Origin of the sequence: Streptomyces sp. NPDC048255, from assembly GCF_040652415.1 — a bacterium.
GTDB lineage: Bacteria > Actinomycetota > Actinomycetes > Streptomycetales > Streptomycetaceae > Streptomyces.
This window is the reverse complement of sequence record NZ_JBEZMA010000101.1, coordinates 1-15,485: the sequence shown is the minus strand read 5'-3', so window position 1 is coordinate 15,485 and position 15,485 is coordinate 1. Positions and strand designations below refer to the sequence as shown.

17 protein-coding genes are annotated in these 15,485 nt (G+C 72.0%); 9 read left to right on the top strand and 8 right to left on the bottom strand.

What is annotated here, in order from left to right; genetic code table 11:
• Window positions 1–88 precede the first annotated feature (88 nt).
• Together AB0D94_RS36685 and AB0D94_RS36680 are read right to left on the bottom strand one after the other, a co-directional pair.
• Window positions 89–880 carry an SGNH/GDSL hydrolase family protein gene (locus AB0D94_RS36685; RefSeq protein ID WP_362061906.1) on the bottom strand — a complete coding sequence of 264 codons (792 nt, stop codon included), beginning with the start codon at window positions 878–880 and terminating at the stop codon, window positions 89–91.
• Entirely contained in the window at window positions 867–1,436 is a 570-nt protein-coding gene (locus AB0D94_RS36680) for a PadR family transcriptional regulator (protein WP_362061903.1), read from the bottom strand. Before AB0D94_RS36680 ends, AB0D94_RS36685 begins: the two co-directional genes overlap by 14 nt.
• Window positions 1,437–1,522: 86 nt before the next feature.
• Between AB0D94_RS36680 and AB0D94_RS36675 the strand changes: the two genes are divergently transcribed.
• The gene (locus AB0D94_RS36675) at window positions 1,523–1,936 is read left to right on the top strand and encodes a nuclear transport factor 2 family protein (protein ID WP_362061900.1); all 414 of its coding nucleotides are present in this window, start codon (window positions 1,523–1,525) and stop codon (window positions 1,934–1,936) included.
• An 86-nt stretch (window positions 1,937–2,022) separates the two neighbouring features.
• On the opposite strand, the gene AB0D94_RS36670 is transcribed toward AB0D94_RS36675, so the two are convergent.
• On the bottom strand, window positions 2,023–3,915 hold the full coding sequence (locus tag AB0D94_RS36670) for a GMC family oxidoreductase (protein WP_362061897.1): 1,893 nt from the start codon (window positions 3,913–3,915) through the stop codon (window positions 2,023–2,025).
• A gap of 289 nt (window positions 3,916–4,204) precedes the next feature.
• Here AB0D94_RS36670 and rox point away from each other — a divergent pair, with 289 nt between their 5' ends.
• Window positions 4,205–5,632, top strand: a complete 1,428-nt coding sequence (rox, locus tag AB0D94_RS36665; protein WP_362061894.1) for a rifampin monooxygenase — start codon at window positions 4,205–4,207, stop codon at window positions 5,630–5,632.
• Window positions 5,633–5,665: 33 nt separating this feature from the next.
• Here rox and AB0D94_RS36660 read toward each other — a convergent pair whose 3' ends face one another.
• The 3 genes from AB0D94_RS36660 to AB0D94_RS36650 form a co-directional block, all read right to left on the bottom strand.
• Entirely contained in the window at window positions 5,666–6,106 is a 441-nt protein-coding gene (locus tag AB0D94_RS36660) for a VOC family protein (protein ID WP_362061891.1), read from the bottom strand.
• A 255-nt stretch (window positions 6,107–6,361) separates the two neighbouring features.
• Complete coding sequence (locus AB0D94_RS36655; RefSeq protein ID WP_362061888.1) at window positions 6,362–7,708, bottom strand: LCP family protein; 1,347 nt, start codon at window positions 7,706–7,708, stop codon at window positions 6,362–6,364.
• A gap of 171 nt (window positions 7,709–7,879) precedes the next feature.
• Window positions 7,880–8,887 carry a Ku protein gene (locus AB0D94_RS36650; RefSeq protein WP_362061885.1) on the bottom strand — a complete coding sequence of 336 codons (1,008 nt, stop codon included), beginning with the start codon at window positions 8,885–8,887 and terminating at the stop codon, window positions 7,880–7,882.
• A 269-nt stretch (window positions 8,888–9,156) separates the two neighbouring features.
• On the opposite strand from AB0D94_RS36650, the gene AB0D94_RS36645 reads away from it, so the two are divergent.
• The 6 genes from AB0D94_RS36645 (at window position 9,157) to AB0D94_RS36620 (ending at window position 13,085) form a co-directional block, all read left to right on the top strand.
• A complete protein-coding gene (locus AB0D94_RS36645; protein WP_362061881.1) occupies window positions 9,157–9,312 on the top strand; it encodes a DUF6131 family protein in 156 nt (51 codons plus the stop codon).
• Window positions 9,313–9,344: 32 nt separating this feature from the next.
• Window positions 9,345–9,986: an endonuclease gene (locus tag AB0D94_RS36640; RefSeq protein ID WP_362061878.1), complete on the top strand. Its 642-nt coding sequence runs from the start codon at window positions 9,345–9,347 to the stop codon at window positions 9,984–9,986.
• Window positions 9,987–10,062: 76 nt separating this feature from the next.
• On the top strand, window positions 10,063–10,755 hold the full coding sequence (locus tag AB0D94_RS36635) for a UdgX family uracil-DNA binding protein (protein ID WP_362061875.1): 693 nt from the start codon (window positions 10,063–10,065) through the stop codon (window positions 10,753–10,755).
• A gap of 6 nt (window positions 10,756–10,761) precedes the next feature.
• Complete coding sequence (locus AB0D94_RS36630) at window positions 10,762–11,160, top strand: hypothetical protein (protein WP_362061872.1); 399 nt, start codon at window positions 10,762–10,764, stop codon at window positions 11,158–11,160.
• A gap of 199 nt (window positions 11,161–11,359) precedes the next feature.
• Window positions 11,360–11,599, top strand: coding sequence for a hypothetical protein (locus AB0D94_RS36625; RefSeq protein ID WP_362061869.1), 240 nt, complete (start codon window positions 11,360–11,362; stop codon window positions 11,597–11,599).
• A 475-nt stretch (window positions 11,600–12,074) separates the two neighbouring features.
• Window positions 12,075–13,085 (top strand): alpha/beta hydrolase, encoded by a 1,011-nt coding sequence (locus AB0D94_RS36620; protein ID WP_362061866.1) that lies wholly within the window; start codon window positions 12,075–12,077, stop codon window positions 13,083–13,085.
• 14 nt (window positions 13,086–13,099) lie between these two features.
• Here the strand turns inward: AB0D94_RS36620 and AB0D94_RS36615 are convergent, their stop codons facing one another.
• Both AB0D94_RS36615 and AB0D94_RS36610 read right to left on the bottom strand, forming a co-directional pair.
• Window positions 13,100–13,765, bottom strand: a complete 666-nt coding sequence (locus tag AB0D94_RS36615) for a response regulator transcription factor (RefSeq protein ID WP_362061863.1) — start codon at window positions 13,763–13,765, stop codon at window positions 13,100–13,102.
• The gene (locus AB0D94_RS36610; RefSeq protein ID WP_362061860.1) at window positions 13,762–14,724 is read right to left on the bottom strand and encodes a sensor histidine kinase; all 963 of its coding nucleotides are present in this window, start codon (window positions 14,722–14,724) and stop codon (window positions 13,762–13,764) included. Before AB0D94_RS36610 ends, AB0D94_RS36615 begins: the two co-directional genes overlap by 4 nt.
• A 294-nt stretch (window positions 14,725–15,018) precedes the next feature.
• Between AB0D94_RS36610 and AB0D94_RS36605 the strand changes: the two genes are divergently transcribed.
• The coding region (locus AB0D94_RS36605) for a TrkA C-terminal domain-containing protein (RefSeq protein ID WP_362061857.1) at window positions 15,019–15,485 on the top strand (467 nt) is incomplete at its 3' end.

Sequence of the window (15,485 nt, the reverse complement as noted above, 5' to 3'; positions counted from 1 at the left end):
TCGTACTTGGCCGTACTCGCGCGGTCCGACAACGCGGCGAGGTGCCGTGCCAGGCGGCGCGGGCCCGCGAAGATCGCCCGGACAGGGCCTAGGGGTTCCGGGAAGGGGTGGCGCTCAGCGGCAGCAGGCTGGGGCGCTTCGCGGTGCGGCCGTCGCCGGAGGACCGGCCGCGCAGCCTGCGTCCCAGCCAGGGGCCGAGGAACGCGGCCGCCCAGCGCAGCTCGGCCGCCACGGCCGACCGGCCGGGGGCCGCCTGCGGCGGCAGGGGGAGCGTCCAGGTGTCGTCGCTGCCGGGCAGGCCGACGGCGTGGGCGATGGCCGCGGCGATCCGTTCGTGGCCGAGCGGACTGGCGTGGAGCCGGTCCTCGGTCCACATCCGGGGGTCGGTGACCGCGGCCGGCCGGGCGGTCTCGGCGACGGTGACCCCGTGGCGGGCGGCCGCGGCGCGGATGCGGTCGTTGAGGTCGGCCACGCGGGGCCCGACGGGTCGGGCCAGGGGCACTATCTTCCCCAGGTCGGGGAAGGTCACGGTCACCACGTGGGCCCCGGCGGCCGTGAGCGCGGCGAACATCTCCTCCAGGTGCCCGGCGACCTCGGCGGCGTCGAACCGGGGCCGGAGCATGTCGTTGACTCCGGCGACGACGGTGGCCAGGTCGGGCCGCAGGGCCAGGGCGGGGCCCAGCTGCTCGGCGCGGACCTGGCCGGCGAGGCGTCCCCGGACGGCCAGGTTGGCGTACTGGAGGCCGGGGTTGACGGCGGTGAGGTGCCCGGCGAACCGGTCGGCGAAGCCGCGCAGGCCCATGGTGTCGTCCCCGTCGCCGAGGCCCTCGGTCTGGCTGTCGCCCAGGGCGACGTAGCGCAGGTATTCACCGTTCGGCATGGGTCGTCTGCCTTTCTCTGAGGATTGCCGCGCTCCGGCGGCACCAGTCCCGGTGGCCCTGTTCGAAGGCGATGCCGCGCATGCAGGTCAGGTACCCGCCGATCCGTTCGCCGCGGAGCAGGAACTCCTCCTCGGCCATGTCGCCGCGCATCTTCCGCAGCACCTTGCCGAGGAGCTCGATCTTGGCGTCGGCCGCGGACGCCCGCTCTTCGAGCTGTTCGATCACGGGCGCGGTGCCGATCCGGTCGGCGGTCTGGACCTTGACGATGAGGTCGTCACGGATGACGGAGGGCTTCGCCGCGGCCGCCGCGAACTTCTCCAGCTCGGCGCGGCCGGCGTCGGTGACCTGGAACAGGCGCTTGTTCGGCCGGGCCTCCTGGACCACCTGACGGCCCTCGACCAGCCCGTCCTTCTCCAGCTTGGCCAGCTCTGTGTACAGCTGCTGGGGCAGGGCGTGCCAGAAGTTCGCGACGCCGATGCCGAACGACTTCGCCAGCTCGTATCCGCTGTACTCGCCGTCCAGCAGCGCCGCCAGAACGGCATGTCGCAGGGCCATCGCAGCCGCCCCTTCCCTTTCCTCGTCAGCCCCCGCATCATACTCATGAAAATGACTAGTCAATTCCTTGAGTACCAGGAGGGGTCATGGAGACTGCCGAACGCTTCCGCGCCGCCGTGGAGAAGCGCGATCTCGCCGCGCTGGAGGACCTGTTCACCGAGGACATCCGGCTCAACAGTCCGGTGAAGTTCACCCCGTTCGAGGGCAGGCCCATGGTGCTGGGGCTCTTCGGGGTCCTGCTGCGGGTCTTCGAGGACCTCCGCTACGTCGGACGCTTCGAGGGAACGGCCGAGACCGGCGCCGACGGCGAGCACGCCCCGGGAGTGATCCTGCCCTTCCGGGCCACGCTGGACGGCAAGGAGATCCACGGCATCGACCTGCTCCAGTTCGACGAGACGGGCCGGGTCAAGGAGTTCACGGTGATGGTCCGCCCGCAGTCCGCCGTGCAGGTCCTCGGCGAGGCGGTCCTGGCCGGCCTGGTCGCCGACGGACTCGCCTAGGACGTGCTCTCGGATCTTGCCGGGCCGTACGGGGCCGAGGGGCCGACACCGTTGCCGGCCCTCGTCGGAGTCGTCCAGCACCCGCCCTAGCCCGCGTCCCGCAGGATGTCCTGACTCGCCTTCTCCGCCAGGACGAGCGTCGGAGCCATGATGAAGAGCCCCGGGATGCGCGGGAAGGCCGAGGCGTCGACCACACGGATGTTGGCCGTGCCGTGGACGCGCAGCCGGCCGTCGAGGACGGACGCACTGCGGCCGGCCGGTCCGACGGCGGCGGTGCAGGAGGCGTGGTGTCCCCAGGCCTCACGCCGGATCCATGCCGCGAGCTGGGCGTCGGTGCTCACCCGGGGCCCGGGAATCTCCTCGGTCACGGTGTCCACGAGGCCGGCGGCCTTGCGGTTCATGTTGCGGATCGAGCGGATCGCTTCGATCATGGCGGCCACGTCCGCGTCGCCGGCCCTGCCGTCGTCCATGGACCGGAAGTTGATGTCCGGCTGCCGGGTGGGGTCGCTGGAGGCCAGGAGGACCGTCCCGGTGCGGTCGGCGGCGTAGCCCTTGAGGACCAGCCAGGAGAAGTGCCGCTTGTCCTTCACGGCCTTGGTGTCGAACTCCGGCACGTACCCGGCGAAGTTCCCGGGTGCGGCGAAGACGAACATCTCGGGGTGCGCGGAACCCTTTGAGGCCCGTCGCTTCAGTCCGGTGACCACGCCGTTGGACGCGTAGGGGGCGGCGGCGCGCCGCACCGGGTCGTTCCACTCCGTCAGGCACGGGTCGTCGTGGTCGCGGAACTCGCACTGCGCGAGTGCGGTGAGGTCGCGGTTCAGCCGCGAGACCACCGAGACCTCGTAGCGGTCCTGGAGATTGCTGCCGACTCCGGGCAGGTCCAGCCGGGCGGCGATCCCGTGCCGGGCCAGGTGCTCGCGGGGTCCGATGCCGGAAAGCATCAGCAGCTGGGGGGTGTTGAAGGCGCCACCCGCGACGATGACCTCACGTGTCACGCGGACGGTGCGGCGCAGCGCGGAGCGGTCGGCATCGGTGAGCGGGCGGGCATCGGAGAACGCCTGGTAGAGGTGGCGGCCGAGGAGGAACTCCACTGCGACGGCGCGCAGCGCGCCGGGGCTTCCCTCGAGGACGAGGCGTTCGGCGAGGGCGTCGGTCGCGATGGCGAGGTTGGCGGGGTGACGGGCCTGGACCTCGAGAAGGCGCTCGCGGACGGCGTACCGCTTGCCGGCCCGGGCGGTCATCGGGGTCATGAAGGCGCCCTGGGCGCTGCGGTCCACATTCGACTTGGAGTTGACGTCCAGGTCGAATGCGGAGGCGGCGTTGCCCGCGGGCAGGGGTTCGGTCGCGGCCGCGAGCGACAGCTTGTCGAGGAACGCGTCCCGCAGGGCGAGGACGGGACTGGGCCGTTCGGCCGGCTGCCAGGAGAGCACCTTCCGCCAGTGGGTGTCCCACATGGTCTTCGGGTCCCAGCCCGCGTCGCCGGTCAGGTCGCGGATGTACGCCCAGTCCGAGTGCTCCGGGTACATGAGGATGGCGGCGTTGTGGGCGGTGCAGCCGCCCAGGGTGGCGGAGCGGGGGTAGAGGACCCCCTTGCCGGGTACCCACTGGCTGCCGTGGGCGGCCTCGTCGGTGTAGTGGCGTACCCACATGTCCCAGCTGATCTCGGGGTCACGGGCGGCCTTGAGCTGGAATCCGGGGACGTCGTAGTACGTCTGGTTGCCGTGCGGCGGGCCCGCTTCGAGGACGAGGACGGAGTGTCCCGCCTCGGCGAGGTTGGCGGCGACGCTGCCGCCACCGGGTCCCGATCCGATGACTACGTATTCCACTTCGTCGGGAAGGTCCGCAGTCGTGCGCAGCGAGGCCGCGGCGGCGGGTGCGGACAGGCCGGCGGGCAACGCGGTCACCGCTGCGCTGACAGCGGCACCGAGGACCGTCCTGCGGGCGAGGTGCGGGGCGGAGCTGCGAGGGGAGGATGTCATGGCCCCTCTCTAGCGATCAATCACGCAGCGTGACGATGGCTGGGTGCCGCAATTGGTCCGTTCGGCCTACGGGGCTCACCCGCCCGGGTCGGCACACCGCGGAACGCGCTGCGCGGTGCGGAGTGGATGTGCGAGGAGGGCTGTTGTCCAGAGCGGACGAAAAAAGGAGCGGGAAAAACCCGCTCCTGGCCACTCTCAACTTATAGCGCACAGGGGGGCTTGCGGCAAGGCCCGGGTGCTGCCGCAGAATCGCAGGCCTCAGCACATACCTGCGGACATGGTGGTTTCGATGATTGACGTGATCGTGGTCGGCGGCGGACCGACCGGCTTGATGCTGGCCGCCGAGTTGCGGCTGCACGGGGTGCAGGCGCTCGTGCTGGAGAAGTTGACCGAGCCGACCGCGCAGTCCCGCGGGCAGGGTTTGCACGCGCGCAGCGTCGAGATGATGGATCAGCGCGGCCTGCTGGACCGGTTCCTCGCGGTCAGTGAGAAGTTCCAGATCGGCGGTCTCTTCGGCGGCATACTCAAGCCGTGGCCGGACCGGCTGGACACGGCGCACCCGTACGGCCTCGCCACCCCGCAGCCGGTCACCGAGCGCCTGCTCAACGAGCGTGCCCTGGAGCTCGGTACCGAGATCCGGCGCGGCTGCGAAGTGGTCGGGCTGAGCCAGGACGAGAACGGGGTGACCGTCGAGCTGGCGGACGGCACGCGGCTGCGTTCGCGCTACCTCGTGGGCTGCGACGGTGGCCGCAGTGTGGTGCGCAAGCAGCTCGGCGTCGATTTTCCGGGCGAACCCGCGAAGGTCGAGACGCTGCTCGGTGAGATAGAGGTGACGGAGGATCCGGCGACGATCGCGGCCGTCGTCGCGGAAGTCCGCAAGACCCAGCTGCGGTTCGGCGTCGCCCCCGCCGAGGACGGTGTGTGCCGCGTCGTCGTGCCCGCCGACGGCGTGGCCGAGGACCGTGCGACGGCGCCGACATTGGAGGAGTTCAAGCAGCAGCTACGGGCCTTCGCGGGCACCGACTTCGGTGTGCACTCACCGCGATGGCTGTCCCGGTTCGGCGACGCCACCCGGCAGGCGGAGCGCTACCGGGTCGGCCGGGTGCTGCTGGCCGGCGACGCGGCGCACATCCACCCGCCGACCGGCGGGCAGGGGCTCAACCTCGGCGTGCAGGACGCCTTCAACCTCGGCTGGAAGCTGGCCGCCGCGGTCAACGGCTGGGCGCCGGAGGGACTGCTGGACAGCTACCACTCCGAACGGCACCCGGTGGGCGCCGCCGTACTGGACAACACCCGCGCGCAGATCACCCTGCTGGGGACCGATCCGGGTGCGACCGCACTGCGGGAGCTGTTCTCGAAGCTGATGGACTTCGAGGAGGTGAACCGTTACGTCACCGGGATGATCACCGCGGTGGAAGTCCGCTACGACTTCGGCGAGGGCCACGAACTGCTCGGCCGGCGGATGCGGGACGTGGAGCTGAAGCAGGGACGCCTCTACGAGCTGATGCACGGCGGCCGCGGGCTGCTGCTCGACCAGACCGGCCGGCTTTCGGCGGCGGGCTGGGCGGATCGGGTCGACCACGTCGTCGACGTCAGCGAGGAACTGGACGTACCCGCCGTGCTCCTGCGGCCGGACGGCCACGTGGTGTGGGCCGGTGAGGACCAGGAGGGTCTGCTCGGCCGGCTGACCGCCTGGTTCGGCGCCCCCGCGAGCTGAGCGCGCGGCCTGGCGGCGGCCTGCGCGCCGCCGTCAGGCCTGTGCACCGCCGAAATCGGGCAGGACGAGCGAGCCGTCCGGGGAGAGGGGGAATCCCGGGTTGTACGCGACCTCCCAGGCATGGCCGTCGGGGTCGACGAAGGCACTGGAGTAGAAGCCGATCTCGTTGACCGCCGCGGGCTTGGTGACGGTGCCGCCGGCCCGCTGGACGACGGCGAGCAGCGCGTCCACCTCGGCTTCGGACCGGACGTTGTGGGCCAGGGCGATCCCTCCGAACCCGCTCCCGGGGCCGGGCCCCAGTCCGCAGTCCTCGGCCAGCTTGCCGCGGTCCCACAGGACCAGCCCCAGCCCTCCGGCCTGGAAGAAGACCGTCTCTTCGACCTCCTGCCCCCGCCAGCCCAGGGCCTCGTAGAAGCCCTTCGCGCGGGCGAGATCAGAGACCCCGAGAGTGACCAGGGTGATGCGCTGTTCCATCCGGTCACGGTAGAGCAGCCGACCTGCCGGAGACCGCCCCGCCACCCCGCCAACCCTGCGCCGGCTCACGTAGGTGACAGACCGGAAGAAGGGGGGAAGCCGGCTCGCCCCAGGCATCGGCGACGACCGGCGGAGCGGTGCGGGTCGACGGCGGCTACGTGGACTCGGTCCTCCCCTGAGGCCCGGGCGCCCGGCCGGTCCCTCGGCCTGCGGGACGCGAGCAGGGCACTGGTGGCGGGCCTTCGGTGGTGGCCGTCAGTCCCCCGCGGGGGCCGCCGTGTGGCCTGCCGCGCCGCCGCAGCGCAGGGAGTCGGCGGTGACGGGGGCGCCGTCGAGCGTGTTGCGGTCATAGGTGACGGTCTTGACCGCGACGGGCCGGGCGCCGACGGTGACGTCGAAGGAGTTGTCGTGCTCCGGGACCGCCTGGAGACGGGCCCCGGGCAGCGCGGCCGCGAGCGTGGCCGCGTCCGCTTCCCTGCCCGGGGCGTAACGGATGACCGGTGGCCCGTCCGGGCGTACGGACGGTGCGGTCTTCGAGGTGTCAGTGACCACGAACCCGTTGCGGCTCAAGGCCTCGGCGACGGCCGCGTCGTCCACGCGGACGGTGATCCCGGCAGGGTTGGTTCCGGCCGGGGTTTCCGGAACGGGCTGGATGCGGGTGTCGCCCGTGACAGGGCGGTCCGCGCGCAAGGCGTCCCACAGGGCGGCGGATCGGCTCTCGTCCCACACCAGGGTGGAACCCACTCCGGGCACACGGTGGTCGAAGAGCCGGATGGGTACGGTGGCGAACTCGGTGCGGTCCGGCCGGAGTCGGCCCAGCGCCCAGCCGATGCGGACCAGGTCGCCCAGCCCGGTCCGTTCGTCGGTGCGTACGGACTTCAGCAGGGTCCTGGCCGTGCGGGCGGCGCTGACCGGTCCGGACAGGGCGCCCTCGGCGGTGAGCCGGGCCAGCAGGTCGTTGACCATGCGCTGCTGGCGGCGGACCCGGCCGAGGTCGCCGGGCCGCCCGATGTGCCGGGCCCGGGCGTAGCGCAGGGCCCCGTTTCCATCGACGCGGTGGACGCCTGCGGCGATGTCGAGGCCGGAGCCGTCGTCCTTGAGGGGCCTGTCCGTGCACACGGTCGCGCCGCCGAGGTTGTTGACGGCCTGTTCGAAGCCGGTGAACCCGGTTTCCAGGTAGTGGTCGACGTGCAGGCCGGTGGCCTTCTCGACGGTGCGTACGGTCAACGGGCCCGCGCCCAGTGCGAAGGCTCCGTTGATCTTTCCGAGGCGGGGCGGGCCGGGGACGGCGGGCGGTTGTGCCGGGTCGGCGTACTGGACGTAGGAGTCGCGGGGGATGGAGACGATGCTGGCGCGGCGCATGTCCTCGGAGAGGTGGACGAGCATCATCACGTCCGTGCAGTTGCAGCCCTTGCCGCCCGCGTGCAGACGTCGTTTCTCGGCGGCGGACAGGCCCGCGCGGCTGTCGATGCCGACGACGAGGATGTTCGTGCCCCGGCTGCCGTCGCGGCTGTCACGCTCGGCGGAGAGGGCCTGGGAGCCGGTGTACGAGCCCGCGGCGAGGGTGGACAGCAGCGTGAGGGCAACGGTGAGTCGACGCATCGCACATCCCTGAAACGGGGCAACAAGTGACAAATCGTCACGCTAGCGTCGGAGAGTGCGGGCGGTGGAGCTACACGCCGGAAGCCGCGGCCGGCCGTGTTCCCATCGGTGGGGCGGCCGGATCGTCCTGCGCGCGAGAAGGGCCCCCTGCCCGCCCATGCCCGCGGTGGGTCACGCGGCCCGGCCGCGTCCCGCGGTGGTGAGGGCTTCGGCCAGCTGGTCGTGGGTCATGGTGGAGCGGCCCGGGAGGTTCGCGGCGGCGGCCCGCTCGTAGAGCTCGGCCTTGGTGAGGGACTGCAGCGACGCCCTCTTCGACGTGACGCGCTTCTTCGCGGACGGGGCCGCCTTGCGCCGCTTGCCGCCGCCGGACCCCGCCTTCGCGCCGGTGTCCTTGGGGCTGCGGGCCCGGTCGACGCTGGCGCGCAGCGCCTCCATCAGGTCGACGGCGCCGGTGGCCTTGGCCGGCGGTTCCGCCTTCTCGACGCTCTCGCCCGTCTTCTTCGCCTCGATGAGCGTGGCGACCTTCTCCTGGAAGGTGTCACGGAAGGCCGACGGGTCCCAGTCCGTCGACAGGGCGGCGATCAGCTGCTCCGCCATCTTCATCTCCCGCTCGGCGACCTTCACCTTGCCGGGCAGGTCGGGGATCTGCTCGCGGGGGTCGCGGATCTCGTCCGCCCAGTGCAGGGTGTGCACGGTCAGGATGCCCAGCTGCTCATCGGCCTTCAGCGCGACGAGGTACTCGCGGCCGCGCATCACCAGGGTCGCGACCCCGGCCCGGTTCGCCTTCGCCAGGGCCTTCTGCAGCAGTGCGTACACCTTGCCGTACTCCTTGCCCTTCGGGCCGAGGTAGTAGGTCTTGTCGAAGAAGATCGGGTCGACCTGGTCCAGGTCGACGAACCCGGTGACCTCCAAGGCCTGCGAGCGCCCGGGCGCGATCTCGTCGAGCTCCTCCGGTTCGACGAGGACGTACTCGTCTCCGGTCTCGAACCCCTTCACGATGTCGTCGAGCTCGACTTCCTTGCCCGTCCGCTCGTTCACGCGCTTGTTGCGGATCCGGTCGGAGGTGCCGCGTTGCAGCTGATGGAAGTGGATCGTGTGGCTGTCGGTCGCCGTGTACAGGCCCACCGGCAGGCTGACCAGCCCGAACGACAGGACACCCGCCCACACCGGACGTGCCATGGATGTCACCGTCCTCAGAGAACCGGGGGATGTCAGGCGCCTACCCGCCCCCGGCCACCGCACTCGCCTCCCCGCCGGCGGTCGGGATCAGGTCGGGATCAGGCGGGATCACCACGGCGGGAGCCAGGAGGGACAAGGGTGTGGCCGCTGTCTCCGGATCGCATGTGCAAGGCGCGCGATATCGGGTAGGCGCAGCCCGTGAACGCTTCCCTTGCGCTCGCGGCCGCGTGGCTCCGTGCCTGCGGCGTTCGACCGACCAGGAGGACCCCATGATCGTCCTCGGCATCGTTCTACTCGTCATCGGCCTGCTCACGGGACTCAACATCCTGTGGACCATCGGCATCATCCTCGTCATCGTAGGAGCCATCCTGTGGGTCGTGGGCGCCCTCGGCCACTCCGTCGGCGGCCGTAAGCACTACTGGTAGCCGTCCCGTCCCAGCGCGGCGAGGACACCCTGATGGACTCGACGAGGACGACGGCCCGCCGGGTACTGCGCGAGTACGGCGAGACGTACACGCACGAAGCCGGTATCCAGCTGCGGAACACTCCGGCTCCGCTGTATCAGCTCCTGGTGCTGTGTGTGCTGCTGTCGGCGCCGATCCGTGCGGCGACGGCGGTCGCGGCGGCCCGGGAGCTGTTCGCGGTCGGGCTCCGCACCCCGCGGAGCATGGCGGGGTCGGAGTGGCAGGACCGTGTGGACGCCCTCGGGCGTGCGCACTACCGCAGGTACGACGAGAGCACGGCCACCGCCCTGGGTGACGGTGCGCAACTCTTGCTGGAACGCTGGCACGGCGACCTGCGCAACGTCCGGGACGAGGCCGGAGGTGACCTCGTACGCGTACGGGAACTGCTCCAGGAGGTACCGAGGATCGGCCCGACCGGCGCCGACATCTTCTGCCGCGAGGTCCAGGCCGTGTGGCCGGAGCTGCGGCCCTTCGTCGACGGGCGGGTGCGCGGGGCGGCGTCCGGCCTCGGCCTGCCCCGCACGCCGAAGGCCCTCGCCGCGCTCGTCCCACCGCGCGAGTTCGTCCGGCTGGCCGATGGGCTGGTCCGCGTGAGCCTGACCCCTGACGCGGCCGACAGGCTGCGCGGCGCTTGACGGGGCCGGGCGGGCGAGCGGTCCTCGGGAGCGCCGCGGCACGGGAGCCGGGGCGACAGGGACGGAGGTGGTAGCCATGGACGCCAGGGCGGGCCCGGCCGCGGGCCCGGCCGCAGCCGCGGGGCAGGACTACGACGCGAGTCCCTATCTGCCCTCACGCGGCGGCCTGGCAGGTCTGCGGCGGGCGGCGGCCGATTGCAGGGGGTGCCCCCTGTTCCAGGACGCGACCCAGACGGTCTTCGGCAAGGGGCCGGCCTCCGCGCGGCTGATGCTCGTCGGCGAGCAGCCCGGCGACCAGGAGGACCTGCGCGGCGAACCGTTCGTGGGGCCGGCGGGTCAGCTGCTGCGGCGGGCGCTCGACGAGGCGGGGCTCGGGGACGAGGACGCGTACGTGACCAACGCGGTCAAGCACTTCAAGTTCACGGAGGCTCCGCGCGGCAAGCGCCGTATCCACAAGGCGCCGAGCCTGCGGGAGATGACCGCCTGCCGCCCCTGGCTCGCCGCGGAGCTGCGGCTGGTCGACCCCGACATCCTGGTGGTGCTCGGCGGCACCGCGGGCAGGGCCCTGCTCGGCTCCTCGTTCCGGGTGGGTGAGCGGCGCGGGATACTGCTGCCGATGCCTGCACCGCAGGGTGCGGGGGCGGGTACGGGGCACGGACAGTTGCTGGCGACGGTGCATCCGTCGGCCGTCCTGCGCGCGGGGGACCGCGAGTCCGCCTTCGCGGGTCTGGTCGCCGACCTGTCCGTGGCCGCCACGGCGCTGGAGTGACCTGCCATGGAGATGCGTCTGCGTCTTCACCTCGATCAGGACGGCCACTCGATCACCGTGTGGTGCGGTCGCCCCGGGCAGCCTGTCGAAGTCCTCGTCGACGGCAAGGTCATCGCCACGGGCCGCGAGCGGCGGTCCGGGCTCACCACTCTCCCGGGAGTCGTGGCCGGCGACCCTCCCAAGGTGTTCACGGTCTACCTCAGCCGTCCGGCGGGGCCCGATCGTGAGCCGCTGTGCACCCTGGACATCGACGGCATGCGCTACCTCATGCCCGAGGTTCCCCTCCCCCGCCGTCCGGGCCGGACGCGGCTGCGTCCGCCGCCGGCCACCACCCCCGCACAGTTGCTGGCGCGGCTGCTGCAACGGCATCGCGAACAGCACGCCGCGCCTCCCGAAGGCCAGTGACGGCGGCGGCCGCGCCCCCACGCGCAGGCGGCTCGTCTGCCCTTCTTCCCTGATCAGCCCACCGGGATCGCCAAACCACGGCCCTGCGGGTTTCATCCGGTCGGCCCAACGGAATGGCCTCTTCGGGCCTGCCGGGCTCTGATGGATACAGGCCGCCTCCGCCGCCTCCACTCACGCCACCAGCACCGAGGGGATCGCTATGTACAGAATGTGCGCCGAGGCCACAGCAGGTCAGGGTGAACTCCTGTGGCACGTCCTCGCCCAGAACACGACCGACCACACGCTGTGCGGGAAGCACACCAGTGGGGAGGACCCCTCGCCCATAGCGGCGTCGGCCACCGCCGACCGGTACTGCCCGCCCTGCCTGGCAGAGTTCCGCTCGGCCATCCAGCAGCATGCGGATCTGGCCCAGGGCCCCAGGGCCGCCGGCAGCCAGTAGACGGACACACGCCCCACTGGTGGGGCGCGGCCCGGTGCTGTGGCACAGCATCCCCGACGCGGCCGTTCCCGGCCGTGCGCGGGTAGCCGCAGGCCGGGCACCGGTCCGCCGCCTGAAGAGGACCGGGCGGCGGACCGGTGTCAGGAGGATTCGCCTCAGCCTCGCGCGGCCGCGGGCTTCTTCGCGTGCACCCGCACGTATTCGGGCCCTCCCCCACCCCACGAGATCATCTCGGTGGGCGGGGCCAGGACTGCGTCCCAGTTGCCGGTGATGGCCAACCTGCCTCCTCGATGTGACCGCCGCCGGTCCATCAGCGGTTCCCGAGACAGGCTGCCCCCGGCGCGGACCGCACTCACGGCTCCGGCGAGGTCTCACTCGCCCGGCGGACACCACGCCATGGCATGGCACAGGACCCGGCCTGACGGCAGTGGCGCGGAGCTTTGGCCTCCGTCTGGCAGGTGATTGACTACGCCGCATGGATCTCGCACAGGCGTTCCCTCCATTCGACCCCGAACTGCGTGTGGCGCTCGCGGCTTCGGCGGACGAGGCGCGCGAGCCGTTCACCCCGGAGAACCTGGCGGCCCGGCAGGAGCGGGATGCCGCGGCACGGCCCCGGCCCACGGTCGGGGACCTCCGGGCGGACGGCCGCTTCGAGGTGGACGAGCTGCGCGTGCCGGGAGCACCGGACGGGCACGACGTCACGCTCGTGTGCGCCCGGCCCGCCGGGATCGCCGGACCTCTGCCGCTGCTGTACTACATGCACGGCGGCGGAATGATCATGGGCAATGCGTGGTCCGTGCTGCCGCGGCTGCTTCGGGAATGGGCTCTCACGCTGGAGTTGGCCGTCATCTCCGTCGAGTACCGGCTGGCGCCGCACGCGCGGTACCCGGGACCGCTGGAAGACTGTTACGCCGGACTCGTCTGGGCGGCCGAACACGCGGCCGGACCGGGCATCGACGCGGACCGCGTCATCATCGGAGGAAAGAGCGCCGGCGCGGGACTCGCCGCGGCGCTCGCCCTGCTCACCCGTGACCGGGGCGGGCCCACGCCGATCGGGCAGTTGCTCCTGTGCCCGATGCTCGACGACCGGAACAACACCTTCTCCAGCCACCAGATGGCCGGCATCGACACCTGGGACCGGACCTCGAACGCAACCGCGTGGCAGGCGCTGCTGGGCGACCGGTACGGCGCTGCGGACCTGCCGCCCTACGCGGCTCCCGCTCGGGCCACCGATCTGTCCCGGCTCCCCCCGGCCTACATCGAGGTCGGGTCGGCCGAGACCTTCAGGGACGAGGGCGTGGCCTACGCCAACGCCATCTGGCAGGCCGGTGGCCAGGCCGAACTGCACGTATGGCCGGGCGCCTTCCACGGCTTCGACACCTTCGCACCGCAGGCAGCTCTCAGCCAGGACGCCCGCGATGCCCGGTCCCGCTGGCTCCGGCGCATCCTCACGCAGTCCGAAGCGGGCAGCGGACCCGCCTGCTGACCACCGGCGCGCGGTCAGGGTTCGATGAGGCCGACGCGGATGGCGTAGCGGGTGAGTTCGAGGCGGTCGCGCAGGCCGAGTTTCTGGAGCAGGTTCGCGCGGTGGCGTTCGACGGTCTTGGGGCTGATGACGAGGAGGTCGCCGATCTCCTTGGAGCTGTGGCCCTCGGCGACGAGTTTGAGGATCTCCTCCTCGCGTTCGGTGATCGGCCGGTCCGGCAGCGGGCCGCCGCTGCGGGCGCGGTCGAGGTAGGTGCGGATGAGGGTGGTCTCGGCGCCGGGGTAGATGAACGGTTCGTCGCGCAGGGCGGCGCGGCAGGCTTCGACGAGGTCCCGGTCGGCGACGGATTTGAGGACGTAGCCGGAGGCTCCGGCGCGCAGGGCTTCGAAGAAGTACTGCTCGTTGTCGTACATGGTCAGCATCAGGATCCGCAGGCCGGGGCTGGTGCGGGCGAGCTCGCGGGCGGCCTGGAGCCCGGTCCGGCGGGGCATGGCGATGTCGAGCACGGCGAGGTCGATGTCGAGGCTGCGGGCCTGGGCGACGGCTTCGGCCCCGTCGGCGGCCTCAGCGACCACGTTCAGGTCGGGTTCGGCGTCGAGGATGAGGCGTACGCCGCGGCGGACGAGGGTGTGGTCGTCGGCGAGCAGTATGCGGGCGGGCCCGGTACGCGGCTGGGTCATCGCGTTGCCCCTGTGACGGCGGTGGTCTCGGTGATGTCGAGACGGACCTGGGTGCCGCCGTTCGGGCCCGCGCCGATGGCGAGTTCGGCGCCGATCAGCAGGGCCCGTTCGCGCATCCCGCGCATGCCGGCGCCCTCCGGCGCTTCCCCGAGCCCGTGTCCGTTGTCGCGGACCAGCAGGCCGACGCCGCCGTGGGGCAGGGGCCGCAGGTGCAGCTCGACGCGGGTGGCGCCGGAGTGCCGGGCCGCGTTGGTCAGGCCCTCCTGGGCCACGCGGTAGAGGACGAGTTCGGCGGCCGGGTCCAGGTGGGGCAGGCCGGGGGTGATGTGCGCGGTGGCGCCGAGGCGGGGGGTGGTGAACTCGGCGGCCAGGGAGCGCAGTGCGCTGTGCAGGCCGAGTTCCTCCAGGACACCGGGGCGCAGGCGGCGGGCGATGCGGCGGATCTCGTCCAGGCTGGCGCGGGTGGTCTCCTGGGCCTGGTGCAGGTCGGCGCGGACCGGTTGGGGGGCGCGGTCGGCCGCGTGCTTGAGCTGGAGGAGGACGGCGGTGAGGGTCTGGCCGATCTCGTCGTGGAGTTCCTGGGCGATGCGCTTGCGTTCGGCCTCCAGTGCGGTGAGCACCCGGCCGCTGCTGGTGGCCCGCTCGGTTTCGAGCCGGTCGAGCATGGCGTTGAAGGTCCGGGTGAGTTCGGCGATCTCCCCCTCTCCGGCGACGGCCGGGCGGGTGCCGGGTCTGAGGAGGTCCGCGGTGGCCATGGCCCGGTTCAGTCTGGCGAGCGGGGCCAGGCCGACCTTGAGGAGCACCGCGTTGATGACCAGCATCGCGGCCAGCCCGCCGAGCAGCACGAGCGCCTCGCCGAACAGGACGGGGGTGGAGACGGTGACGGGGCCGAGCAGCAAGGCCACCGCGACGGCCAGCACCCCCGCGTACAGCAGGAAGATCCGCCAGTACAACGACACGGCCCCACGCCCTTCCGGCCGGTCCCCCAGCAGTTGCTCCACCCGCCTCGTCCGCCGCCGCGTCCATACGCTCTGACCTGCGGCGTGGCCCACTTCCCCGCCCCATCCTCACCGAAGCGGAACGTTCCTGTCCATCCGTGCCGACACCCATATTCCGGGCACGCGGAAAGTGGCACGATGAGCCCGCCGAGCGGCTCCCACCTGCCCGCGAGCGAGCCGCCGCAGCAACCGCAACTTCACTACGCACTACGCACGGAACGAATACGAGGGGGGACAGCAGTGCCTGCTCCACGGATGCGCACGACACCACTGCCCGGCATCGGGGTCCAGTACGACCTCACCACCCGCGAACACCGCCACCTGTCGGTGATCGCGCACCGGGACGGCACGCGGACCGTGAACGTCTACCGCGGCGACGACCCGGACGCGTGCGCGCAGTCGCTGCATCTGAGCGGGCCGGAGACGGCCGCGCTGATCGACGCGCTGATGCCGGCCCACCACAGCCCGAACCTCCTGCACACCACCGATCTGGGCCTGGTCGCCGAGCGGATCGTGCTGTCGGCGCACTCGTACTGGAACGGGCGCCTGCTGGGCGAAACCCGGATGCGGACCGAGACCGGCGTCTCGATCGTGGCCGTACTGCGCCGCGCGGAGGCCCGCCCCTCCCCCGCGCCGGACTTCCGCCTCGCCGGCGGGGACACCCTCATCGTCATCGGCACCCGTGAAGGCGTCGACGCCGCCGCCGCGATACTCGGACGGGA